General features: G+C 70.8%; 17 protein-coding genes, 1 tRNA gene and 1 pseudogene. 9 read left to right on the plus strand and 10 right to left on the minus strand.

The annotated features are described in order from the left end of the window. Position 1: 1 nt before the first annotated feature. Entirely contained in the window at positions 2-1,279 is a 1,278-nt protein-coding gene (locus tag CKW46_RS10675) for a PucR family transcriptional regulator (protein ID WP_015355022.1), read from the plus strand. Positions 1,280-1,387: 108 nt separating this feature from the next. Further along, positions 1,388-2,305: an HpcH/HpaI aldolase/citrate lyase family protein gene (locus CKW46_RS10680; protein ID WP_015355023.1), complete on the plus strand. Its 918-nt coding sequence runs from the start codon at positions 1,388-1,390 to the stop codon at positions 2,303-2,305. Positions 2,306-2,326: 21 nt separating this feature from the next. Here the strand turns inward: CKW46_RS10680 and CKW46_RS10685 are convergent, their stop codons facing one another. Further along, the gene (locus tag CKW46_RS10685) at positions 2,327-3,601 is read right to left on the minus strand and encodes an HNH endonuclease (RefSeq protein WP_015355024.1); all 1,275 of its coding nucleotides are present in this window, start codon (positions 3,599-3,601) and stop codon (positions 2,327-2,329) included. Positions 3,602-3,658: 57 nt separating this feature from the next. On the opposite strand from CKW46_RS10685, the gene CKW46_RS10690 reads away from it, so the two are divergent. From CKW46_RS10690 to CKW46_RS10700, 3 genes are read left to right on the plus strand one after another with little or no spacing between them, the layout of a single operon-like run. Continuing rightward, positions 3,659-4,015, plus strand: coding sequence for a DUF488 domain-containing protein (locus CKW46_RS10690; RefSeq protein ID WP_011741222.1), 357 nt, complete (start codon positions 3,659-3,661; stop codon positions 4,013-4,015). Between the two features lie 41 nt (positions 4,016-4,056). Beyond that, positions 4,057-4,932 (plus strand): LLM class F420-dependent oxidoreductase, encoded by an 876-nt coding sequence (locus tag CKW46_RS10695; protein ID WP_482053139.1) that lies wholly within the window; start codon positions 4,057-4,059, stop codon positions 4,930-4,932. Between the two features lie 13 nt (positions 4,933-4,945). Next, entirely contained in the window at positions 4,946-5,575 is a 630-nt protein-coding gene (locus CKW46_RS10700) for a GNAT family N-acetyltransferase (RefSeq protein WP_015355025.1), read from the plus strand. A 10-nt stretch (positions 5,576-5,585) separates the two neighbouring features. On the opposite strand, the gene CKW46_RS10705 is transcribed toward CKW46_RS10700, so the two are convergent. The 3 genes from CKW46_RS10705 to crcB (CKW46_RS10715) are packed head-to-tail and all read right to left on the minus strand — an operon-like array spanning position 5,586 to position 7,458. Further along, the gene (locus CKW46_RS10705) at positions 5,586-6,692 is read right to left on the minus strand and encodes a DUF190 domain-containing protein (protein WP_482053140.1); all 1,107 of its coding nucleotides are present in this window, start codon (positions 6,690-6,692) and stop codon (positions 5,586-5,588) included. Next, positions 6,689-7,063 carry a fluoride efflux transporter CrcB gene (crcB, locus tag CKW46_RS10710; RefSeq protein ID WP_012393424.1) on the minus strand — a complete coding sequence of 125 codons (375 nt, stop codon included), beginning with the start codon at positions 7,061-7,063 and terminating at the stop codon, positions 6,689-6,691. The genes CKW46_RS10705 and crcB (CKW46_RS10710) overlap by 4 nt, the downstream gene beginning before the upstream one ends. Then, a complete protein-coding gene (crcB, locus tag CKW46_RS10715; RefSeq protein ID WP_015355027.1) occupies positions 7,063-7,458 on the minus strand; it encodes a fluoride efflux transporter CrcB in 396 nt (131 codons plus the stop codon). The genes crcB (CKW46_RS10710) and crcB (CKW46_RS10715) overlap by 1 nt, the downstream gene beginning before the upstream one ends. A 127-nt stretch (positions 7,459-7,585) precedes the next feature. On the opposite strand from crcB (CKW46_RS10715), the gene pgm reads away from it, so the two are divergent. The 3 genes from pgm (at position 7,586) to CKW46_RS10730 (ending at position 9,725) form a co-directional block, all read left to right on the plus strand. Beyond that, complete coding sequence (gene pgm / locus CKW46_RS10720) at positions 7,586-9,217, plus strand: phosphoglucomutase (alpha-D-glucose-1,6-bisphosphate-dependent) (RefSeq protein ID WP_482053393.1); 1,632 nt, start codon at positions 7,586-7,588, stop codon at positions 9,215-9,217. Positions 9,218-9,282: 65 nt separating this feature from the next. Further along, a tRNA-Ala gene (locus CKW46_RS10725) sits at positions 9,283-9,355 on the plus strand. A gap of 208 nt (positions 9,356-9,563) precedes the next feature. Continuing rightward, entirely contained in the window at positions 9,564-9,725 is a 162-nt protein-coding gene (locus CKW46_RS10730) for a hypothetical protein (protein WP_420811819.1), read from the plus strand. Here the strand turns inward: CKW46_RS10730 and CKW46_RS10735 are convergent. From CKW46_RS10735 to CKW46_RS10755, 5 genes are all read right to left on the minus strand, one after another. Continuing rightward, a complete protein-coding gene (locus CKW46_RS10735; RefSeq protein WP_252872339.1) occupies positions 9,718-9,870 on the minus strand; it encodes a hypothetical protein in 153 nt (50 codons plus the stop codon). The two genes, CKW46_RS10730 and CKW46_RS10735, sit on opposite strands and share 8 nt — an antisense overlap. Positions 9,871-9,980: 110 nt before the next feature. After that, entirely contained in the window at positions 9,981-10,682 is a 702-nt protein-coding gene (locus CKW46_RS10740) for a PE family protein (protein ID WP_499019113.1), read from the minus strand. A gap of 5 nt (positions 10,683-10,687) precedes the next feature. Further along, positions 10,688-10,957: a hypothetical protein gene (locus CKW46_RS10745; RefSeq protein ID WP_499019114.1), complete on the minus strand. Its 270-nt coding sequence runs from the start codon at positions 10,955-10,957 to the stop codon at positions 10,688-10,690. A 9-nt stretch (positions 10,958-10,966) separates the two neighbouring features. After that, on the minus strand, positions 10,967-20,275 hold the full coding sequence (locus CKW46_RS10750) for a PGRS repeat-containing protein (protein ID WP_499019115.1): 9,309 nt from the start codon (positions 20,273-20,275) through the stop codon (positions 10,967-10,969). Between the two features lie 75 nt (positions 20,276-20,350). Next, positions 20,351-20,566, minus strand: coding sequence for a PE family protein (locus tag CKW46_RS10755; protein WP_420891826.1), 216 nt, complete (start codon positions 20,564-20,566; stop codon positions 20,351-20,353). Here CKW46_RS10755 and CKW46_RS10760 point away from each other — a divergent pair. Next, entirely contained in the window at positions 20,466-20,702 is a 237-nt protein-coding gene (locus CKW46_RS10760) for a hypothetical protein (protein WP_231991631.1), read from the plus strand. The two genes, CKW46_RS10755 and CKW46_RS10760, sit on opposite strands and share 101 nt — an antisense overlap. A 963-nt stretch (positions 20,703-21,665) precedes the next feature. Here CKW46_RS10760 and CKW46_RS10765 read toward each other — a convergent pair. Further along, a pseudogene (locus CKW46_RS10765) lies at positions 21,666-22,869 on the minus strand (ISAs1-like element IS2404/ISMul1 family transposase). Positions 22,870-22,946 lie beyond the last annotated feature (77 nt).

Genomic DNA, 22,946 nt, shown 5'->3' on the forward strand with positions numbered 1-22,946 from the left:
CATGGCGGAACGAAACCGCACCGACGACGCGGTGGTCGGCAAAATCGTGGTCGAGGTCGTGTACCGCCTTAGCGTCCAATTAGCCGAGGCGACCGCATCGATTCAAGGCACCCTGGAACGCGAAATCGTCGAGCTGCGCGGTGACGTGCAACTGCTGGACCTTCTCCACGCCAGCGTCGAGGGAAACGTGGCCGCGGTGCTCAACGCGATCCACTACGACATTCCGATCGAGCGCGTTGAGTCTCCGACAGCGGCGCTGGAGTACGCCAGGAGGTTGGCGCAGCGGGGGGTGCCGGTCAATGCGCTGGTGCGTGCCTACCGGCTTGGTCACAAAGAGATGCTGGAGCGAATCATCGATGGGGTCCAGGAAGCGGGCGCCGATCCCGCGCTGAGCCTTGATGTGTTCAACCGGATCTCCGAGGTCACCTTCAACTACATCGACTGGATCTCGCAACAGGTCGTGGCGGCCTACGAGGCCGAACGCGACCGGTGGCTGGAAAACCGCAGCCGAGTCCGCAATGTCCGGATCGCGGAGATTCTCGATGGCGGCGACATCGACACCGACGCGATGACCAAGTCGATTCGCTACCCGTTGCGAAAGGTGCATCTCGCGCTCGTCTTGTGGTTCCCCGATGACGCGACCGACGGTAACGAGTTCGAGAGGCTGGAGCGGTTCTTGGACGAACTTGCCGAGCACCTGGGTACGGGCAATGCGCTGTTCGTGGCCGCGGATCGGATCACCGGGTGGGGGTGGATCCCGTTGCGGGCCAATGATGCTGGCCTGACCGGGCGGGTCCGTCGCTTCGTCGCGGGCCACACCGATGCGCCGCACGTCGCATTGGGCCAGGCGTTGCCGGGCGTCGAAGGGTTCCGGCGGGCGCACCGTCAGGCGCGAAACGCACACCGTGTTGGTGTCGCGGTGGGTGCATCCGCGCCGGCGGTCATGGCGGTCAGCGACGAGGGACTGTCCGCGGCCGCATTGATGGGTGCGGATCTGCCGGACGCCGGGGCCTGGGTGCGCGAGACCCTGGGCCCGTTGTCCACCGATTCGGACAACGATGCCGTGCTGCGCGAGACGCTTCGGGTCTTCCTGCGCGAAGGGGGTAGTTACAAGGCGGCGGCCGAGCGCCTGCACCTGCACTACAACTCGGTCAAGTACCGGGTTGCCCGGGCGGTCGAGCGTCGGGGCCGGCCGATCGACGACGAGCGGCTCGACGTCGAGATGGCGCTACTGGTCTGCCAGTGGTTCGGCGCGGTGGTGCTCGGCCCCGAGCGGTGAGGGTGCCGGCGCCGTGGGTACAGGTCGTTGGAGGCAATCGGTGGCGTTACCGCTACGGTTTAGGTAATACGCCCGACTAATAGAACGAAGATGGCGGCAGAACAAGCAATGTACGAACAGGTCAATAGCTACGTCGTGGATCCTGCCGACGTGGGTTCACGCATCGACCCAGTGCTGGCCCGGAGCTGGTTGCTGGTCAACGGCACGCATGCCGACCGATTCCAGGCCGCGTCGCATTCTCGCGCCGACATCGTCGTGCTCGACATCGAGGATGCGGTCGCCCTCAAAGACAAGGGCAGCGCTCGCGACAATGTGGTGCATTGGCTCGGTGACGGCAATGCCGACTGGGTTCGCATCAATGGCTTCGGCACCCCGTGGTGGGCCGACGACATAGCCATCCTGGCTGGCAGCTCGGTCGGTGGTGTCATGTTGGCGATGGTGGAATCGGTTGACCATGTCACCGAGACCGCCAGGAGGCTGCCCAACGTGCCGATCGTGGCATTGGTCGAGACGGCCCGTGGCCTGGAGCGCATCACCGAAATCGCGTCGGCCAAGGGCACCTTCCGGCTGGCTTTCGGCATCGGTGACTTCCGCCGGGATACCGGCTTTGGCGAAGACGCCACCACGCTGGCGTACGCGCGGTCACGATTTACCATCGCGGCCAAGGCGGCCGGCCTGCCGAGTGCGATCGACGGGCCGACCATCGGTTCCAACCCGCTCAAACTCATCGAGGCCAGCGCGGTCTCGGTGGAGTTCGGGATGACGGGCAAGATCTGTTTGTCGCCGGAGCAGTGCTCGGTGGTGAATGAGGGGCTGTCCCCGTCGCAAGATGAGATCGGCTGGGCGAAAGAGTTTTTCGCCGAGTTCGAACGCGATGGGGGAGAGATCCGAAACGGCTCCGACCTGCCGCGTATTGCCCGCGCAACCAAGATCCTGGATCTGGCGCGTGCCTACGGCATCGAGGCCTCTGACTTCGAGGACGAGCCGGTGCACTCACCCGCGCCAACCGACACCTATCACTACTAGTCACTACTAGGTTGTGACGGGCTAGGCGGCGTGCCGGGCGAGTGAAATGCCTACCCTGACCTCGAGTTCGCTGGCCGTGACGGTCTGCACCCGCGGCGGGGCGCCGGATCGATAGCTTGTTCCCGTTGGCGTGGTGAATTCAGCTGTGTGCGTGTGGGTTTCGTGCATACTCGTCTCGACTCGCCAACCGTACGCCTCCTTGGCGTAGTTGCAGCGCTCGCACGATCCCAGGCCGTTGTCCGCTGTGGTGGGGCCGCCTTTGGCCCAAGGCCGCGCGTGATCGCGGTGTCGGATCGGGGCGTCGCAGTAGGGAGTGCGACACCGCTGATCCCGCAACTCGATGAAGGCGGCCAGGCCGCGGGGAAATAGCCGCGCTCGTGATTCCATCGCTACCAGCGCCCCGGCTCGGGGATGGGCGTAGAGCCTGCGCAGCGTCGCCCGCGAACGTCCGTCGGCGACAGCGTCGGCGACCATCGTACGGGCGACCGCCGCGGGGATTGGGCCATAGCCGCAGACATCCGCGGGTGCGCTATCGGCTCCCAGCAGTGATTCATCCGTCAGCACCAGGTTGACCGCGATCGGAGTCGGGACCGCCGCGTCGCGCCCGGTGACCCGCTCGACCAGGGTGTCCGCCATCACCTGCCCGCGGGAGCGCCCGTCACACCGGGTGTCTGCCGCACGGCGCAGCGCCGCGTACACCGATATGCCCTGGGCCACCGGCAATAGCGCGGTCAGATAGGTCATGGTGTCGGGAGCCGGGCGGATGGTGACTGTCCGTTCCCTCTCGGCCTTGGCCGCCCGGTCGACGAAAGCATGTGGGTCCAGCCGGTAGGCGATCGCTTTGGCCGCCGCGGCGACCCGAGCATCACCCATCCCCTCAAGGCCGGACGGGTCGCCACACAATTCGGCATCCAATTCGCGCCGGTGCTCGATGTCCAGACAAGCGCTCTCGCGAACGATCAGGGTGGCCCGCCACTCCGACAGCAACCCGCATTCCAGCGCCGCCAGTGTGTGCGGCATTTCATGCACTAGTGCCTTGGCGAATCCCAGGTGGCGGCTGCCCCGGGCGGGCGAGTCTCGTCGCGCCAGCGCGATCTCATTGGCCAGACCACGTCCACGCCGGGCGGCTGGCACGCCGGCAGCTGATTCGGCAGCTCGGCGTGCCGTGTCCAAGGCGGCCGCCGCGCGAGCCTGGCCTGCTGCGGCTGCCGATTTGACCCTCTCCAGCTCAGCAATGCGCTCGACCAGCGCGGCTTGGTCGGCGGCGGGATCGACAGTCGCCAAGGATTCGAACATGTTTTCGATTCTAGCGGGTTCCACTGACTGGACGACAGCCCCCGATACGCTGGCTGGATGAGCCGCGAGGCCCGGATCCGGGTGGCTCGGATCTATGACGACGTCGAACCCGACGACGGCCAGCGCGTCCTGGTCGACCGCATCTGGCCGCGAGGCATTCGCAAGGACGACCCCAGGGTTGGCATCTGGTGCAAGGGCGTCGCCCCGTCTACCGAGTTGCGTCAGTGGTACCACCACCAACCTGAGCGATTCGACGAGTTCGCGGCGCGCTATGAGGCGGAGCTGTCTGGCAGCGCGGCGCTGGCCGAACTGCACACGCTGGCCCAGGGCGGTGTGGTCACGCTGGTCACCGCTACCCGAGAGGTAGCTGGAAGTCACGTGGCCGTTCTGGCGAATCTGCTGAAAGCCCGCTGAGATTCGTCGCTCGGGGGTGCGCTGCGTGAGACGATCTCCGGGTGCAGCTGGGATTGCATGCGCTGGGAATCGGTGCCGGGGCCGACCGCTCGATGATCGACGCCGTGGCCTGCGCGGCCGATGATGCCGGGTTTGCCACATTGTGGGCCGGCGAGCATGTCGTGATGGTCGACCGGCACACATCGCGCTACCCGTACTCCGAGGACGGCGTCATAGCGATCCCGCCCCAGGCGGACTGGCTGGACCCGATGATTGCGCTGAGCTTCGCCGCCGCCTCCTCCCGTATCACCGTGGCGACCGGGGTGCTGCTGCTGCCGGAGCACAACCCGGTAGTGGTGGCCAAGCAGGCGGCAAGTCTGGACCGGTTGAGCGGGGGACGGTTGACGCTTGGCGTGGGCGTCGGCTGGTCTCGCGAGGAGTTCGCGGCGCTGGGTGTCCCGTTTCAGGATCGTGCTGGTCGTACGGCCGAATACGTCGCCGCGATGCGCACCCTGTGGCGCGACGATCTCGCCTCGTTCACCGGGGAGTTCGTCCGGTTCGATTCGGTTCGGGTGAATCCCAAGCCCGTGCGCGACCGACGGGTCCCGGTCATGGTCGGGGGCAACAGCGATGCGGCGCTGCGCCGCGTCGCGGCCTGGGCGGATGGCTGGTACGGCTTCAACCTCGACGGCGTTGGCGCCGTCCGCGAGCGGGTTGGCACGCTCGACCGGCTGTGTGCCGAGTCGGGCCGCAACCGTGATGAGCTGCGGTTGTCCGTCGCCCTGCGCTGCCCCCAGCCGTGCGACGTCGATGCGCTGGCCGAGCTGGGGATCGATGAGTTAGTGCTGGTTGAGACGCCGCCCGAGGCCGCCGATGCGGCGCAAAACTGGGTTTCGGCGCTGACAGAAAGATGGCTGTCCACAGTGTGGGTTAGGTAGGCTCCCCGTTGACATGAGTGAAGCCGACACGCTGTTCCCGAGGGAACTGACCGACCTCGACGACGAGGTCCGCAGCGTTCCGCCGCCGCCGGCGCCGGAGGTCCCCAGCCCGTACGCGTTCCGGCTGGCTGATCCCGACGCCGACGCCGACGCCGAGAAGATCGCTGACTGGATGCGCCGGCCGCACCTGCTCAGGGCCTGGGATGCCGCATGGCCGGCGTCGCGGTGGTACCGCTACCTGCAGGCACAACTCGAGGGCGACTACTCGCGACCCTACATCGGCAGCTTAGATGGCCTGGACTATGGATACCTCGAATTGTATAGGGCTGCAAAAGATCGCATATCAACGCTATATGAGTCTGACCCCTATGATCTTGGCATCCACGCCGCAACGGCTGAACCGAAGTTCGTTGGCCTGGGAAATGCCCAACTCTTGCTGCCGCACTTCGTGGCCAGCGTACTCAATGCCGAACCGCAATGCCGCCGGATCGTCTTTTCCCCGGACTATCGCAGCAGGGGCACCCGCCGATTCTGCGAGAACGGTGGCTGCACATTCCTGGGCGAACATGACCTGCCGGATCGTCGCGTGGCGCTCTACGTGCTACCGCGCACTCTCGACGACGTGCCCGGACTACGCAGCTGAAGGTTTCGCTTCAGTAGTCGTAGCGAGCCATCGGGGGTTCGCAGGTGCGCTGCGTCCAGTCCAACGACTCGCTGAACGACATTGCGGCAGGAATCATTTCGCTGGTCACCAGCCCGTGACGGGTGGTCAGGTCCTCGACAATCTCGAAGCTGCGCGCGATCGCCTCGGGTGTGTCGATGATGATCGTGGTTACCGGCACATCGCGGGTGATCCGAAACAGCTTGTCTCCGTGTGTTCTGCGGTCGCCATGAAACCCCCAGATGCCGCGTAGGGCGGTCGCTCCGCGCGCCGCCCCGGACTGCATCAGTCGATGCACCAGGGCACGGTGGATGGGCACCCCCTCGTGGTGACTGGCTTCGGAGGTGTGCACCATCAGCTTCTGCCACAGGTGGCGTCCTTGGTCATCGGTCGGCGGCAGCTGTTGGGGGCGGGCGAACAATCTGCCGTCGTTCTTGCACAGCCGCACCCGTTCGATGGTCAACAGCGGGTTGGTCAGTACGGCGGCGAGTTTGGTGGCGGCGGCGGACACCTGCGCGGCCGTTCCGATGTCGATGATCATGAGCGGAACGTTGACATTGCGGCCAAAAAAGCGGGCCCGGAATCGTTCGCCATCTGCTGTGCCGTCCACACCAAGAAGTACCGTGGCCCCGGCAAATCCATGCTGCCATAGCAACTCGCAGACGGCATAGGCGGCGGGGGATCCGCCAACCCGGACCTGGCGGCCGACATAGACGGTCAGCTTTGCGGCGTCCGCGGTTTGCTGCTCGATGTCGTTCAATGCTTCGACGCCGTTGTTCCGGGTCACCAGTCGAGCGCGCTCGAGTGTCAACAGCGCCCGGCCGGTCATCGCCGTCACTTCGTCGACCAGCGAGCGGATCTTGGACTCGACATCGACGGCGACGACTGTCACCGGAGGGTCCTCGGACAGGCTCAGCGACTGATCGCTGCGCAGCTCGTGCTTGAGGCCGAAACCGGTGGTACCGCGCAGCATTACGCTCGTGGCGATGCCACGGTTGCCGAACAGATCCAGCATCGCATCGGCCAGGAACCGATTTGTACCCACAACGCGATGCCGCTCACCGAAGTACGCGGTCAACTTGAGGCTCTGCGCGCTCATAGCAGCTGCGCGATCCAGTGCCCCAACAACGCCGCCCCGAGGCCGGCGAGCACGCTGAGCCCAATATTGGCCAGCGCGACCCACATTTGCCGTTCCTCGCTCAGCCGTTGGGTTTCCAGCATCCAAGTGGAGAAGGTGGTGTAGGCGCCCACAAACGCGGTGCCCGCCAACAGGGCCGCGTCCCGGGACAGTGCCAGGCCGGCAAGGAATCCGAGTAGTGCTGCGCCGCTGACGTTTACGGCGAAGGTGCCAAACGGAAACGTCCTGGCCATTCTGCGCGCGATCGTGCGGTCCACCAGAAAGCGCAGCGTCGAACCGAGGCCCCCAATGACCATGACGCCCATCCAGACCACCACGGTGCCTGCGGTCATCAGCGCACCCGCACGCGGCGAACCGCGACTGTCGCCAGTTTGACCGCCAGCAGCCCGAAAGTAACGCTCACGAGCGTGTAGACGAGGGCCAGTGCCCAATGGCCGTACTCGATCATCTTCAGCGTCTCGACTTGCATCGTAGAGAAAGTGGTTAGGCCGCCACACAATCCGGTTCCCAACAGTGGGCGTCGGTAGCTAGACAACGGCAACCGCTCCAGCAGGCGGGTGGTGAAGTAACCCACCAAGAAGGCGCCGACGATGTTCACGGTGAAGGTGGGCCAGGGCCACTTGGCCGGGTCGGGGACCGCCAGAGTGCTCAATGCCGCGCGGGTCAGGGCGCCCAGGGCTCCGCCGGCGAAAATCGCGGCCAGTTCTCGGTAGTCGGGGCGTGCCACCAGTCGCTTCCCTCCCGCGGTACAAGTTCGTGTCCGTTAGCAGCCTAGGTGGGGACTTGCAAGTGGGTAAACCCTGGGGAATACCTGGGAAGTTCCCGAGTGGTGGGGGGAGGCGGAATTGGTACTCATGGTTGCCAACCCGCGGGCCGGACAGCCGGCCCAGCCCGAAGACCTGGTCGATCTGTCCCACCTGGTGACGGCCTATTACACCATTGAACCCGATCCGGACGACGTCGCCCAGCAGGTGGTGTTCGGCACTTCGGGTCATCGCGGCTCCGCGCTGAACGCAGCGTTCAACGAGGCCCACATTCTGGCCATAACCCAGGCCATCGTCGAGTACCGCGCCGCACGTGGCACCACCGGACCGCTGTTCATCGGCCGTGACACACATGGTCTTTCGGAACCGGCCTGGGTGTCGGCGCTGGAAGTGCTCGCCGGCAACAACGTGGTCACCATGATCGACTCGGCGGACCGCTACACACCGACGCCGGCGGTCAGCCACGCGATCTTGCCCTACAACCGCGGCCGCACCGAGGCGCTGGCTGACGGCATTGTGGTCACGCCATCGCACAACCCGCCGCCGGACGGTGGCTTCAAATACAACCCCCCCAACGGGGGCCCGGCCGACACCGACGCCACCAACGCAATAGCCAAGCGCGCCAACGAAATTCTGCGGGACGGGGCAGGCGTGGCGCGGATGCCATTGGCCCGAGCGCTACGTTCCGCGCAGCGGCATGACTACCTGGGCAACTACGTGGACGACTTGCCCAACGTGGTCGATATCGCTGCCATCCGCGAGGCTGGGGTTCGCATCGGTGCCGATCCGCTGGGCGGGGCCAGTGTGGACTATTGGGGTGAAATCGCCAGTCGGCACGGTCTGGCGCTCAGCGTGGTCAACCCGCTGGTCGACGCGACCTGGCGGTTCATGACGCTCGATCACGACGGCAAGATCCGGATGGACTGCAGCTCACCGGATGCGATGGCCTCGCTGATCGCCAACCGGGACCATTACCAGATCGCGACCGGCAACGACGCCGACGCAGATCGACACGGCATCGTCACCCCTGATGAGGGGCTGCTGAACCCGAATCACTATCTGGCGGTGGCCATCGACTATCTGTACACGCACCGGCCGTCGTGGCCGGCAGGCATTGCCGTGGGCAAGACCGCCGTCAGTTCGTCGATCATTGACCGGGTCGTCGCAGGAATCGGCCGTGAACTTGTGGAAGTGCCGGTCGGGTTCAAGTGGTTCGTCGACGGCCTGATCGGCGGCACCATCGGGTTCGGCGGCGAGGAGTCGGCGGGCGCCTCGTTCCTGCGGCGCGACGGATCGGTCTGGACCACCGACAAAGACGGCATCATCATGGCGCTGCTGGCCGCGGAGATCCTGGCCGTCACCGGCGCCACGCCTTCGCAGCGGTACCGCGCGCTGGCTGATCAATATGGTGCCCCCACGTATGCCCGGGTAGACGCGCCCGCAAATCGGGACCAGAAGGCCCGTCTGGCCAAGCTGTCGCCCGACCAGGTCAGCGCCACCGAACTCGCTGGTGAGCCGATCACCGCCAAGCTGACCCAGGCGCCGGGAAACGGGGCACCGCTGGGTGGGCTCAAGGTGACCACCGCCAACGCGTGGTTCGCGGCGCGTCCGTCGGGCACCGAAGACGTCTACAAGATCTATGCAGAGTCCTTCAACGGGCCCGCGCATCTGGCCGAGGTACAGAAAACCGCGCGCGAAGTGGTGAATCAGGTGATCGGGTAGTCGTTGCGGCCAGCGACTTTGAACCCGTGATGCTAGTGGTGTAGCTTCGATGAGCACGACTTCGCGGGGCTATGGCGCAGCTGGTAGCGCACCACACTGGCAGTGTGGGGGTCAGGGGTTCGAGTCCCCTTAGCTCCACTCGATTTGACTGGGCATTTTGCGTATTTCTACGCGGGATTTGAGTGGTCAGGAGTGGGTTGACGACCGTGTTCGTCCGCACGCTGAAAGCAGGCTCGAACACCGGCCGACTGAGTGGCCAAGGCCCTGCACTCGCAGGCCACTCGGGTACCCCGAGGCGTTGGAAGCGAAGGTCGAGTCGCTCCGCCGTTCCCAAACCGCGGGCAAAGTGTCCGACGGTTACCCGCCGAGCTTCCTACTGACCTTGGCCATGGCCACGGCCACGGCTTGGAGCGCGATGAGCCCGTTCGGACCGTCTTTGAAGCCCTTGTCCAGCCAGCAGCTTGCGGTGATGCGGGAGTGTGTTGCGCGTCGGCCGGCCCTTAGCTGATCACCGACACGGTGTCGTCACCCTTATTTGCGACATAGACGTCGCCGGCTTCGGCGCCGGTCGGGCTGACCGCCACCTCGATCGGCTTGGTACCGACGGAGATCGTGTCTATGACGGCGTTGGTGGTGGGGTCGACCACCGACACCGTGTCGCCGCCCCTGTTGGTGACGTAGATGTCGCCGGCTTCGGGGCCGGTGGGGCTGACCGCGCCACCCCAAACGGTCCGTTGCCGACGGAGACGGTGGCGGTGACGCTCTAGCCCGCACCTCCGTCACCGCCGTCACCGCCGGTGCCCCCGGTGCCTCCAGGGCCGCCGGCCGCACCGGAGGAGCCACTGCCGGCGTTGCCGGCGTTACCCGTGCCTCCGGCGTTACCGGCACCGACGACGCCGGTGCCGCCGGTGCCGCCGTCACCGCCGCTGCCTCCGGTGCCGCCGCTGCCTCCGGTGACCGCACCGGTGCCTCCGGTGCTGCCGCTGCCACCTTCACCGCCCTCGCCGCCGGTGCCGCCGGGGCCGGCGCTGCTGGATCCGCCGCTGCCGCCTGGACCGCCCTGGCCGCCTTGCGCGCCGGCGCCGCCGTTGATGCCGCTGATGACTCCGTTTGCTCCGGTGCCGCCTTGGCCGCCTTGACCGCCGCTGTTACCACTGAAAGTGGAGACGCCGCCGGTGCCGCCCTTTCCGCCTTGACCGCCGAGGCCGGCCATGCCCCCGGTGCCCGGTGTGCCGGGTCCGGCACCGGCCGTGCCGCCGGCTCCACCCTGGCCGCCATTGCCGCCGGTGCCGCCGGTGCCGGCATTGTCGGTACCGGTGTCGAACGCGCCAACACCGCCTTGGCCGCCGCCGCCCTGGCCTCCATCGCCGCCGTCGCCGTTGGTGCCGTTGGTACCCGTACCGGCAGCGGCGCCGCCGTCACCGCCGGTGCCTCCAGCGGCGCCGACACCGCCGTCACCACCCACGGCGGCTAGTGCGGCTGCTCCGCCTGTGCCGCCGGACTCGCCGCCGCCGGCGTTGCCGCCGTCGCCTCCGCTGCCGTTTCCGCCGGCCCCAGCATCGCCGCCGGTGCCGCCATCACCAGCGGCCCCACCTGTACCGCCAATGCCACCGGGGCCATTGGAGGTATCGCCGCCTTGACCCCTGCCGCCGGTGCCGCCGTTGCCCCCGTGGCCCCCGGCTCCGCCGTCGCCGCCGCCACTAGCGCCAATGCCGGCGCCGCCCGCACCGCCGTCACCACCCCTGCCTCCTACGCCGCCAGTTTGGCCGGCTTGGCCGTTATTAGCGGTGGGCGCGCCGCCAAGCCCGCCCTTCCCGCCGTTTCCTCCCGCTCCGCCGTCTCCAGCGGCGCCGCTAGCCCCGCCGCCCGCGCCGCCCGCGCCGGCAGCACCACCGGCACCGCCGGTCCCGCCAGATCCACCGTCTCCGCCGACCTGTCCGGCCGAGCCCTGCCGCCCGTTGCCGCCGTTGCCGCCGCCACCGTTTCCGCCGTCGCCGCCGCCGACTCCACCGATTCCCGCGCCGCCGGTCCCGCCGGCCCCGCCGACACCGCCGTCGCCGCCGTCGAGGCCTGGGGGAGGGCGGCTCTGGTGCCACTGCTGCCGCCGCCGGCGTCGCCGCCGTCGCCGCCCGTCCCGCCGTTGCCGGAACTGCCGTCAGCGCCCGTGCCCGTGCCGCTGCCGCCTGCACCGGCTGCGCCGCCGGTGCCGCCGTCGCCGCCTGCGCCGCCGGTCCCGAGAGTCCCGTCGGGAAGCGCCGCGGCGACACCGCCGTTGCCGCCGGTGCCCCCGTTGCCGCCGGTGCCCCCAGTGCCTCCGGTGCCCCCATCGCCGTTGCCGCCGGCGCCAGCCGCGCCGCCGGCGCCCCCGGCACCGGCCGCGCCGCCGATACCGCCAGCGCCCCCGTTGGTGGTAATGGTGCCGGTTCGGGGGTCGCCGAGGCCGCCGGTGCCGCCATCGCCACCGAGGCCGCCGGTCCCTCCGTGACCGCCACCGATCCCGCCTGTACCGCCGACGCCGCCATCACCGGCCGCACCGCCGGCCCCGCCGTCGCCGCCGAGCTCGCCGCCCTGACCGCCGGTGCCGCCTTTGCCGCCGCTACCGCCATCCCCGCCGGTGCCGCCACCGTCGCCGCCGCCGCTACCGCCATCCCCGCCGCTACCGCCGGAGCCTGGGTCGCCGCCAGCAATGCCTGACGGGATGCCGCCTCCGGCTCCGCCGGCTCCGCCGTTGCCGGCAGTGCCGCCGTGGCCTCCGGTGCCGCCTCCGGTGCCGCCGTTGCCGGCCCCGCCAGCACCGCCTACGCCGCCGTCGCCGCCAGCGCCACCAGCACCAGCGTGCTGGCTCGGATCTTTGCCGCCGGTGCCGCCGGTGCCGCCCGTGCCGCCGGCACCACCAGCCCCGCCGGTGCCGCCGGTACCAGTGGCGCCCGTGACCGATCCGGTGCCGCCTTGACCGGCCCCGCCACCTTCGCCGCCTTGACCGCCGGCGCCGCCGTCGCCGCCATCCACTCCCGTGTTGGCAGTGTTGTTAACGCCAACTCCGCCGGTACCGCCCTTACCTCCGGTGCCGCCGTCGCCGCCTTGGCCGCCGGCGCCTTGGATGCCGCCGCTGCCGGTTCCGGCTGCGCCGCCCGTTCCGCCTTGGCCGCCGGCACCACCTGATGCACCCTGGCCGCCGATACCGCCGCCGGAAGTCCCGTTGGTGCCTTGGCCGCCGGCCCCGCCGGTCCCGCCGGTGCCGCCGGTGCCGCCGTCGCCGGAGTTGCCGTCGGCACCCGTGGTGGATCCGGTGCCGCCGGTGCCTGCTGCTCCGCCGATGCCACCGGTGCCGCCTTGGCCGCCGGCGCCGCCGGCTGCTCCTGGGGTGGTGCTGTTGTCGGTGCCGGCGCCGCCGGTTCCTCCGGTGCCGCCTTGGCCGCCGGCGCCTTGGATGCCGCCGCTGCCGGTTCCGGCTGCGCCGCCCGTTCCGCCTTGGCCGCCGGCACCACCTGATGCACCCTGGCCGCCGATACCGCCGCCGGAAGTCCCGTTGGTGCCTTGGCCGCCGGCCCCGCCGGTCCCGCCGGTGCCGCCGGTGCCGCCGTCGCCGGAGTTGCCGTCGGCACCCGTGGTGGATCCGGTGCCGCCGGTGCCTGCTGCTCCGCCGATGCCACCGGTGCCGCCTTGGCCGCCGGCGCCGCCGGCTGCTCCTGGGGTGGTGCTGTTGTCGGTGCCGGCGCCGCCGGTTCCTCCGGTGCCGCCTTGGCCGCCGGCGCCTTGGATGCCACCGGTGCCGGTTCCGGCTGCGCCGCCCGTGCCGCCGGAGCCGCCGATGCCGCCGACCCCGCCTTGGCCGCCGGTGCCGGCGTCGGCAGCCCCCGCGGTGCCTTGGCCGCCTTGGCCGCCGCTGCCGCCGGTGCCGCCGACCCCGCCGTCGCCGGAGCTGCCATCAGAGCCCATGGTGGACCCGGCGCCGCCAGCACCCGCTGCACCACCGGTACCGCCGACACCGCCCGTACCGCCGATGCCGCCGGACAACAAAGGATCGGTGCTATCGGTACCGGCGCCTCCGGTGCCGCCTTGGCCTCCAGTGCCGCCGTTGCCGCCTTGGCCTCCGGCGCCCTGGATTCCGCCCGTGCCGGTTCCGGCCGCGCCGCCAGCCCCACCGATGCCCCCGGTGCCGCCAACGCCGCCTTGGCCTCCGGTGCCGGCGCCCGCCGTTCCGGTGGTGCCTTGGCCGCCTTCGCCGCCTTCGCCGCCGTCGCCGCCGAGTCCGCCGGTGCCGCCGTCGCCGGAGGAGCCCTCGGCACCGGTCACTGATCCGGTGCCACCTTGACCGGCTGCGCCGCCGGTCCCGCCGACGCCGCCCTGGCCGCCGGCTTGTGCGGCTTGCGATGGGTCGGTGCTGTCGGTGCCGTCGCCTCCGGTGCCGCCTTGGCCTCCCGTGCCGCCGGTGCCGCCCTGGCCGCCGTCGCCGCCGAGTCCGCCGGTGCCGCCGTCGCCGGAGGAGCCCGCGGCGCCCATGGTGGATCCGGTGCCGCCGCTGCCTGCGGCTCCGCCGGTCCCGCCGGTGCCGCCTTGGCCGCCAGCGCCGCCGGCTGCTCCTGGGGTGGTGCTGTTGTCGGTGCCGTCTCCGCCGGTGCCGCCTTGGCCTCCGGTTCCGCCGGTGCCGCCCTGGCCGCCGGCACCTTGGATGCCACCGATGCCGGTTCCGGCTGCACCGCCGGTTCCGCCTTGGCCGCCTGCGCCGCCGGTGCCTCCGGTGGCGCCTTGGGCGCCGGTGCTGACCGTGGTGGTGTTGTCGGCGCCTGCGCCGCCGTCGCCGCCGAGTCCTCCGGTGCCGCCGCTGCCTGCGGCTCCGCCGGTCCCGCCGGTGCCGCCTTGGCCGCCAGCGCCGCCGGCTGCTCCTGGGGTGGTGCTGTTGTCGGTGCCGTCTCCGCCGGTGCCGCCTTGGCCTCCGGTTCCGCCGGTGCCGCCCTGGCCGCCGGCACCTTGGATGCCACCGATGCCGGTTCCGGCTGCACCGCCGGTTCCGCCTTGGCCGCCTGCGCCGCCGGTGCCTCCGGTGGCGCCTTGGGCGCCGGTGCTGACCGTGGTGGTGTTGTCGGCGCCTGCGCCGCCGTCGCCGCCGAGTCCTCCGGTGCCGCCGCTGCCTGCGGCTCCGCCGGTCCCGCCGGTGCCGCCTTGACCGGCCGCTCCGCCGGTTCCTCCGGTTCCGCCTTGGCCGCCGGCTTGGCCGACGAGGGTTGGGTCGGTGCTGTCGGTGCCGGTGCCTCCGATACCGCCCGTGCCTCCGGTTCCGCCGGTGCCGCCTTGGCCTCCGGCGCCTTGGATGCCACCGGTGCCGGTTCCGGCTGCGCCGCCGGTTCCACCTTGGCCGCCTGCGCCGCCGGTGCCTCCGGTGGCGCCTTGGGCGCCGGCGCTGACCGCGGTGGTGTTGTCGGCGCCCGCGCTGCCGCCGCCGAGTCCGCCGGTCCCGCCGCCACCGGAGGAGCCCGCAGTGCCGGTCACTGATCCGGTGCCGCCTTGACCGGCTGCGCCGCCGGTTCCACCTTGGCCGCCTGCGCCGCCGGTGCCTCCGGTGGCGCCTTGGGCGCCGGCGCTGACCGTGGTGGTGTTGTCGGCGCCTGCGCCACCATCGCCGCCGAGTCCGCCGGTGCCGCCGGCTGCTCCTGGGGTGGTGCTGTTGTCGGTGCCGTCGCCGCCGGTGCCGCCTTGGCCTCCCGTTCCGCCGGTGCCGCCTTGGCCTCCGGCGCCTTGGGTGCCGCCGGTGCCGGTTCCGGCTGCGCCGCCGGTTCCACCTTGGCCGCCTGCGCCGCCGGTGCCTCCGGTGGCGCCTTGGGCGCCGGCGCTGACCGTGGTGGTGTTGTCGGCGCCTGCGCCCCCGTGGCCGCCGAGTCCGCCGGTGCCGCCGTCGCCGGCGGTGCCGTCAGTGCCGGTCACTGATCCGGTGCCGCCGCTGCCTGCGGCTCCGCCGGTCCCGCCGGTGCCGCCTTGGCCGCCGGCTTGCGCGATTTGCGACGGGTCGGTGCTGTCGGTGCCGGTGCCGCCGATACCGCCCGTGCCTCCGGTTCCGCCGGTGCCGCCTTGGCCTCCGGCGCCTTGGATACCGCCGGTGCCGGTTCCGGCTGCGCCGCCCGTTCCGCCGGTTCCGCCTGCGCCGCCGGTGCCTCCGGTGGCGCCTTGGGCGCCGGTGCTGACCGTGGTGGTGTTGTCGGCGCCTGCGCCGCCATCGCCGCCGAGTCCGCCGGTGCCGCCGTTGCCGGAGGAGCCGTCGGAGCCCATGGTGGACCCGGTGCCGCCTTGACCGGCCGCGCCACCGGTACCGCCGGTGCCGCCTTGGCCGCCGGCTTGCGCGATTTGCGACGGGTCGGTGCTGTCGGTGCCGGTGCCGCCGATACCGCCCGTGCCTCCGGTTCCGCCGGTGCCGCCTTGGCCTCCGGCGCCTTGGGTGCCGCCGGTGCCGGTTCCGGCTGCGCCGCCGGTTCCACCTTGGCCGCCTGCGCCGCCGGTGCCTCCGGTGCCTCCGGTGGCGCCTTGGGCGCCGGCGCTGACCGTGGTGGTGTTGTCGGCGCCTGCGCCGCCGTGGCCGCCGAGTCCGCCGGTGCCGCCGTCGCCTGCGGAACCCTCGGCGCCGGTCACTGATCCGGTGCCGCCGGTGCCTGCCGCTCCGCCGGTCCCGCCGGTGCCGCCTTGGCCGCCGGCTTGCGCGATTTGCGACGGGTCGGTGCTGTCGGTGCCGGTGCCGCCGATACCGCCCGTGCCTCCGGTTCCGCCGGTGCCGCCTTGGCCTCCGGCGCCTTGGATGCCGCCGGTGCCGGTTCCGGCTGCGGCGCCCGTTCCGCCGGTTCCGCCTGCGCCGCCGGTGCCTCCGGTGGCGCCTTGGGCGCCGGCGCTGACCGTGGTGGTGTTGTCGGCCCCTGCGCCGCCGTGGCCGCCGAGTCCGCCGGTGCCGCCGTCACCGGAGGAGCCCTCGGCGCCCATGGTGGATCCGGTGCCGCCGCTACCGGCTGCGCCGCCGGTACCGCCGGTGCCGCCTTGGACTCCGGTGCCGGCGCCCGCCGTTCCGGTGGTGCCTTGGCCGCCTTCGCCGCCGTCGCCGCCGAGTCCGCCGCTGCCGCCGTCGCCGGAGGACCCCGCGGCGCCGGTCACTGATCCGGTGCCGCCGGTACCTGCGGCTCCGCCGGTGCCGCCGACCCCGCCTTGGCCTCCGGCGCCGCCAACTGCTCCTGGCGTGGTGCTGTTGTCGGTGCCGTCTCCGCCGGTGCCGCCTTGGCCTCCGGTTCCGCCGGTGCCGCCCTGGCCGCCGGCACCTTGGATGCCGCCGATGCCGGTTCCGGCTGCACCGCCGGTTCCACCGGTTCCGCCTGCGCCGCCTGATGCGCCCTGGCCGCCAGTGTCGCCCGGGTTCACGGCGGTGGTGCCTTGGCCGCCTTCGCCGCCGTCGCCGCCGAGTCCGCCGGTGCCGCCGTCGCCGGAGGAGCCCTCGGCGCCCACGGTGGATCCGGTGCCGCCGCTGCCTGCGGCTCCGCCGGTTCCGCCGGTTCCGCCTTGGCCGCCGGCGCCGCCGGCTGCTCCTGGGGTGGTGCTGTTGTCGGTGCCGTCGCCGCCGGATCCTCCGGATCCTCCGGTGCCTCCGGTGCCTCCGGTGCCTCCGGTGCCTCCGGTGCCGCCGGTACCGCCCTGGCCGCCGGCACCTTGGATGCCACCGGTGCCGGTTCCGGCTGCGCCGCCGGTGCCGCCTTGGCCGCCTGCGCCGCCGGTGCCTCCGGTGGCGCCTTGGGCGCCGGTGCTGACCGTGGTGGTGTTGTCGGCGCCCGTGCCGCCGTGGCCGCCGAGTCCGCCGGTGCCGCCGTCGCCGGCGGAGCCGTCAGTGCCGGTCACTGATCCGGTGCCGCCTTGACCGGCCGCTCTGCCGGTTCCTCCGGTGCCGCCTTGGCCGCCGGCTTGGCCGACGAGGGTTGGGTCGGTGCTGTTGTCGGTGCCGTCGCCGCCGGTGCCGCCTTGGCCTCCGGTTCCGCCGGTGCCGCCTTGGCCTCCGGCGCCTTGGGTGCCGCCGGTGCCGGTTCCGGCTGCGCCGCCGGTTCCGCCTTGGCCGCCTGCGCCGCCGGTGCCTCCGGTGGCGCCTTGGGCGCCGGCGCTGACCGCGGTGGTGTTGTCGGCGCCTGCGCCCCCGTGGCCGCCGAGTCCGCCGGTGCCGCCGTCGCCTGCGGAGCCCTCGGCGCCGGTCACTGATCCGGTGCCGCCGGTGCCTGCGGCTCCGCCGGTTCCTCCGGTTCCGCCTTGGCCGCCGGCTTGGCCGGCGAGGGTGGGGTCGGTGCTGTCGGTGCCGGTGCCTCCGGTGCCGCCTTGGCCTCCGGTTCCGCCGGTGCCGCCTTGGCCGCCGGCGCCTTGGGTGCCGCCGGTGCCGGTTCCGGCTGCGCCGCCGGTTCCACCGGTTCCGCCTGCGCCGCCTGATGCGCCCTGGCCGCCAGTGCCGCCGTCGACTGCGCCCATAGAACCGGTGCCACCAGCCCCGCCGTCGCCACCTAGCCCGCCGGTACCGCCGTCCCCGGATGACCCGTCGGCACCCGCAACGGATCCAGTGCCACCAGAGCCGGCAGCACCACCAGTACCGCCGGCCCCGCCCTGGCCGCCCGCTCCGCCTGCGACTCCGGCATTCGCACTGTTGTCGCTACCGGCTCCGCCTTGGCCGCCGGTGCCGCCGACGCCCCCGACACCGCCGGATCCACCGACTCCCGAGTCGGTGCCTCCGGATCCGCCGGTTCCTCCGGCTCCACCGGCGCCTCCGGTGCCGCCGATGTCTCCGCCGAGTCCGCTGCCGGCAGCTGCGTCGGCGCCGGTGGTTCCGGTGCCGCCATCCCCGCCTGCGCCGCCGTCGCCGCCGGTACCGATGGACTGGCCGCTAGTGCCGCTAGTGCCGCTGGCGCCGCCGACCCCGCTTGTGGTGCCGGCCGCGCCGCCCTGACCCCCGGCGCCCCCAGCGCCGATGTTTCCGCCAGATCCGCCGGCTCCGCCGGTCCCGCCGATCGTGGTGTTGGCAGCTCCGGCGCCGCCGTCGCCAGCTTGGGCGCCGCTGTTGCCGCCCGTCCCGCCGGCTCCGCCATCGCCGTTGTTGCCCGCCGCGCCGGCTCCGGTCCCGGCGTTACCGCCTGCCCCGCCGGTCCCGCCGTCACCGCCGGCGCCACTGTCCCCGCCGTCGTGGCCGCTCGCGCCGCTGCCGTCCAGTGCGTCCGCGCCGGATCCGCCGGTTCCGCCGGTTCCGCCAGTCCCGCCGGTGCCGCCGTGTCCGCCGGATCCGTTGGTGCCGCCGAGGCCGCTGTTGCCGCCGGCGCCGCCGGTTCCTCCGGTGCCGCCGGCGTATCCGGTGCCGCCGGTGAGGCCGGTTCCTGCGGCGGCGTCGGTGCCTTGTCCGCCGGTTCCTCCGTTGCCGCCGTCACCGCCGATGCCGGCGTCGCCGTGGGTTCCTGTGGTGCCGCCGGTGCCGCCGAAGCCGCTGTTGCCGCCGGCTCCGCCTGCGCCGGCGTCGCCGCCGGTGCCGCCTTGGCCTCCGTCGCCGCCGATGCCGGTGGTGTTGTCCGCGCCGGATCCGCCGGTTCCGCCGGTGCCGCCAGTCCCGCCGGTGCCGCCGTGTCCGCCGGATCCTGTGGCGGCGTCGGTGCCTTCTCCGCCGGTTCCTCCGGTGCCGCCGTCACCGCCGTCTCCGCCGATGCCCGCATGACCCCTGGATCCGTTGTGACTGAACAGGTTGCCGGCACCGCCGGCTCCGGCTTGGCCGCTGGCACCGCCGATCCCGCCGTCCCCGCCAGCACCGCCGATACCGGTAAGACTGTCTGCGCCCGTGCCGCCGCCGCCACCGGCGCCGCCAGCACCGGCGTGGCCCCCGGTCCCACCGCAGCCGAACAACAGCGCGGCTTGACCGCCGGCGCCGCCGTCGCCGCCAACACCGCCACCGCCACCAGTGGCGCCGTTGCCTCCGTCGCCGACACCGTTGCTGCCATCAGCACCAGCTCCGCCGGCCCCGCCGTCCCCGCCGGCACCGCCACCCATCAAGACGCCGCCGCGTCCGCCGGCCCCGCCGTGGCCAACGACGCCTCCGGTGGCGCCGACTGTGGTAGCAGCCCCGCCGGCCCCGCCGTCTCCGCCGGAGCCAGCTCGGCCCAACAGCCATCCGGGGTTGCCGCCGGCGCCGCCGGCACCCCCGGCGCCGCCGGCAGTGCCGACTCCGCCGGCGCCACCACCGCCGCCGTGCCCGAAGAGCAGCGCGGCCTGACCGCCCGCCCCGCCTGCACCGCCGCCGATGCCGCCGGTGCCGCCGTGTCCGCCGAAGCCCATCACCAGGCCGCCTGCGCCGCCCGCCCCGCCCGTGCCGCCGCCGATGCCGCCGGTGCCGCCGTGCCCGCCGAAGCCCAACAACCATCCACCGTTACCGCCCTCGCCGCCCGCGAAGCCGCCATCGCCGCCGGCGCCGCCGTGCCCGCCGAAGCCCAACAACCACCCGGCATTGCCACCATCGCCGCCCCCGAGGCCGCCGTCACCGCCGGCGCCGCACAACAGTCCGCCGTGGCCGCCGTCGCCACCGGCGAACCCACCGTTGTCGCCGCCAGCCCCACCAGCCCCACCGCGGCCCCACAGCGCCGCCCATCCGCCGGACCCGCCGGTCTGCCCAGTTGCACCGGCACCGCCAGCGCCGCCGTTGCCATACAGCAGCCCGCCGTGCCCGCCGGTGCCGCCGAAGCCGCCACCGGAGCCGCCGGTGCCGCCCATCCCGCCTGCGCCGCCGTCGCCAAACAGCCACGCACCTCCACCGCTACCCCCGCTACCGCCACCAGTGCCGCCCGCACCGCCGATGCCACCGCGGCCAAGCAGCCACCCGCCGCTGCCGCCGTTGCCGCCGGTGCCGTCGCCTATTCCGCCGGAGCCGCCAGAGCCATCGTTGCCCCATAGGCCCGCGGATCCGCCGGCCCCGCCGGCCTGCCCGGGCGCACCGGCCGCGCCGTTGCCGCCACTGCCGTAGAGCAGCCCACCGTCGCCGCCCGCACCACCGGGGGTTGTCGCATTGGCACCGTTGCCGATCAACGGGCGCCCGAGCAGAGTCTGGACCGGCGCGTTGACCGCGTTCAGCAGATTCTGCTCAACGTTGGTCGCCTCAGCTCACACATACGAACTCGTCCCAGTGTTCAAAGCCGCAACGAACCGGTCGTGAAACGACGCTATCTGTGCGCTGATGGCCTGATACTCGACGCCGTTGGCGCCAAAGAGCGCTGCGATGCGCGTCGATACCTCGTCAGAGCCAGCAGCTAACAACTCTGTCGTGGCGACGGCAGCCGCCGCGTTGGCCGCGCTGACCGTCGATCCGATGTTCGCCAATTCACCTGCGGCCGATGAGACGATTTCCGGTGAGATAGATATGTACGACACAGGGCAGCTCCAAAACACGCTCGGTGACGGCAGTGCACCCGCAGCCAGAATTGATGCGGTTGGTATTGGGAAAGAAAATAGGTAGGCGGCCTACTGGCGTAGGTTCGCTTTGGAGAGATTGCCAAGGTGAGCCCGTCGTTGTGGTCCAGCCTTTGTGCGACTCGGTCACGCGACGTTCGGATGGGACGACTCTGCGGGACACGACATCGACCAAGTGCCAACCGCACACGTTGGACCGAAGCATTCCTAGCCTCGTCACGGTCAACAAAAGTGTTGGGGCAGAGGATAACCTGACGTCATGGTCGGGAACCCGAAGATCGGGCAGGATGCGCGACGCGACTCGAGATGCTCAAGGTGCCGAACACCAATCATGTCGTGGTGGTTGGCCGCGATCACGAAATCGGCAGTGTCATTTGGTGTTCATGCGGACCTCATGATCGGCGGTCGGCCGGAGGCGAGGCATGGTTGCGCACCAATCCTGGGACTGTTGGTGCGGATCGGCCAATTCTGCACCGGCAGAGCGCCCAGGCAGCCAACAGTCGGCCTCTGCGTGCAGCGGGTCGCGACGTACGTCGGCTCGTACATCTGGGCGAGCGCCTGGTAATCGGTTCGGCCGGTTTAGCGTTTCGCGTCGGTGCCGGAGATCGCAAAGTGCTTGAGGGATCGGCCAGCAAAGTCCTACCACCACCCACACGAGCTCGTGTTGTTCGACCGACGATCGTGTTGCCGCGACTGGTATCGGCGCCGGTCTGATGCTTCGCGCCGGCCTCGCGTGGGTCCCAGCGATAGCGACGTCATCCAAACCATCGATCCGAACAACGCGGGCGACACCCGCGTTTCCGTTGACTGATGGAGCCGCTTCTCACAACGACCGCTTATTCGATTTGACTTTCATTGTCGTTTGCGAAGCCAGGCGCACTCTAGACCTGGTCAAGGCGAAGATCGGAAGTTAGCAATTGAGCCGATAACTGTCGGCAACGTAATTTTCGACCGTGAGCTGCTGCTACGCACCTGCCTCGGTGGGGGAGCAGGGCTCCGGCGTTGTTGATTAGGAGGCTTGTGAGCTGGGGAATTGTGGATTGAGGAGGTCTAGGCGGCGGTTGGCGGTCAATGCGGTGATCCGGCAGGCTTCGGCGATGTTGTCGGCGCCGTTGAGGCGGTGCAGATTGATCGCGGTGTTGCGTAGCGTTGCTAGGACCTGTGCGCCGTTTCCGGTATGTGCCCTTTGATGGTCTTCGTCGAAGGTGACGTCGCGTATCCAGTGCAGGCTGTTCTCGATTCCCCAGTGTTGACGCATCCAGGTCATGATCGCGGTAGGGCGGGCGTGCTCGAACGGCAGGCTGCAGATGGCATAGACCACCTCCACGCTGCGCTGGTCGGTGGCGGTGATCAAGCGTTCACGAGTGATCCGGATGATTTGTTTTGCGTAGGGGAAGCCGATTCCTCGTGCAGCGGTGATGATTTGCAGGGTGCGGGTCTCGACACGGCCGTGGCCGCGGGAGTCGTCGGTAGCGGCTGTGGGCACCTCGGCCCAGGGCAGCGCGGTGATACGCGCAAGTATTTTGGCTTGGTTGGACTTGACGATCATCAGGTAGTGCGACTTCAAGGTGGCGCAGATCAACTTCGCGGTGACGACCTGGGTATGCATCGCATCCACGGTGACCAGCCACCGCAAGCTACCCGGCAGCAGCGTGAGCAGGGCACGTACGCAGGGAATTTCATTGCTTTTCTCGGCGACAGCGAGTTGACCGAGCACCAATCGGGCACGGTGGGCGAACACCGACACGAGATGCGTGGCTGTCGCTTTGGCGCGTAAAGGCACCACGCAGCATCTTGCCGTCCAACGCGATCGGCACCAATCCACTGGGGTCGCTGCTGGCCACGTGTGCAGTGAAGTAACTGCCCATCCTGGCGTTGAGGTCGGCGGGGTCTAGCCGAGACAAAACAGCGCGGAAGGTCTTCTCACTGGGCCGCCGGAACCGGACCCCTAATTGGGCCAACACATCATCGGGAGCGGTGGCCGCCCATGTGGCAAAACCAGCATAGCCGCGCATCCCCGCGGCAGTGGCCAGAACCGCGATCGCCAACAAAGCCATCAGCGAATACCTCCGACCGCGTGGGTCCCTCGGGTCTGGCACCGAGGCCAACACATCGAGAAACTCCGATCCGATGAGCTCGCTGCGCTCACCAGGACTCCAGCGGTCGAACACCTCTGGAACCGACGACACAGGCAATACTGAAACGGTAGGCACGGGCAACTCCAGACCAACGACGAACAGTAACCAACTCGATCGTTCTCCAGATAGCCCGTGCCTACACTCCGGCCCCA

Origin of the sequence: Mycobacterium liflandii (assembly GCF_022354805.1) — a bacterium.
GTDB classification, from domain to species: Bacteria; Actinomycetota; Actinomycetes; order Mycobacteriales; family Mycobacteriaceae; genus Mycobacterium; species Mycobacterium marinum.

What these genes read in the sequence shown, in the direction of transcription:
- CKW46_RS10675 (WP_015355022.1), top strand. Translation starts at nt 2, where the DNA reads ATGGCGGAACGAAACCGCACCGACGACGCGGTGGTCGGCAAAATCGTG.
- CKW46_RS10680 (WP_015355023.1), top strand. Translation starts at nt 1,388, where the DNA reads ATGTACGAACAGGTCAATAGCTACGTCGTGGATCCTGCCGACGTGGGT.
- CKW46_RS10685 (WP_015355024.1), bottom strand. Translation starts at nt 3,601, where the DNA reads ATGTTCGAATCCTTGGCGACTGTCGATCCCGCCGCCGACCAAGCCGCG.
- CKW46_RS10690 (WP_011741222.1), top strand. Translation starts at nt 3,659, where the DNA reads ATGAGCCGCGAGGCCCGGATCCGGGTGGCTCGGATCTATGACGACGTC.
- CKW46_RS10700 (WP_015355025.1), top strand. Translation starts at nt 4,946, where the DNA reads ATGAGTGAAGCCGACACGCTGTTCCCGAGGGAACTGACCGACCTCGAC.
- CKW46_RS10705 (WP_482053140.1), bottom strand. Translation starts at nt 6,692, where the DNA reads ATGAGCGCGCAGAGCCTCAAGTTGACCGCGTACTTCGGTGAGCGGCAT.
- crcB (WP_012393424.1), bottom strand. Translation starts at nt 7,063, where the DNA reads ATGACCGCAGGCACCGTGGTGGTCTGGATGGGCGTCATGGTCATTGGG.
- pgm (WP_482053393.1), top strand. Translation starts at nt 7,586, where the DNA reads ATGGTTGCCAACCCGCGGGCCGGACAGCCGGCCCAGCCCGAAGACCTG.
- CKW46_RS10760 (WP_231991631.1), top strand. Translation starts at nt 20,466, where the DNA reads ATGCGCGTCGATACCTCGTCAGAGCCAGCAGCTAACAACTCTGTCGTG.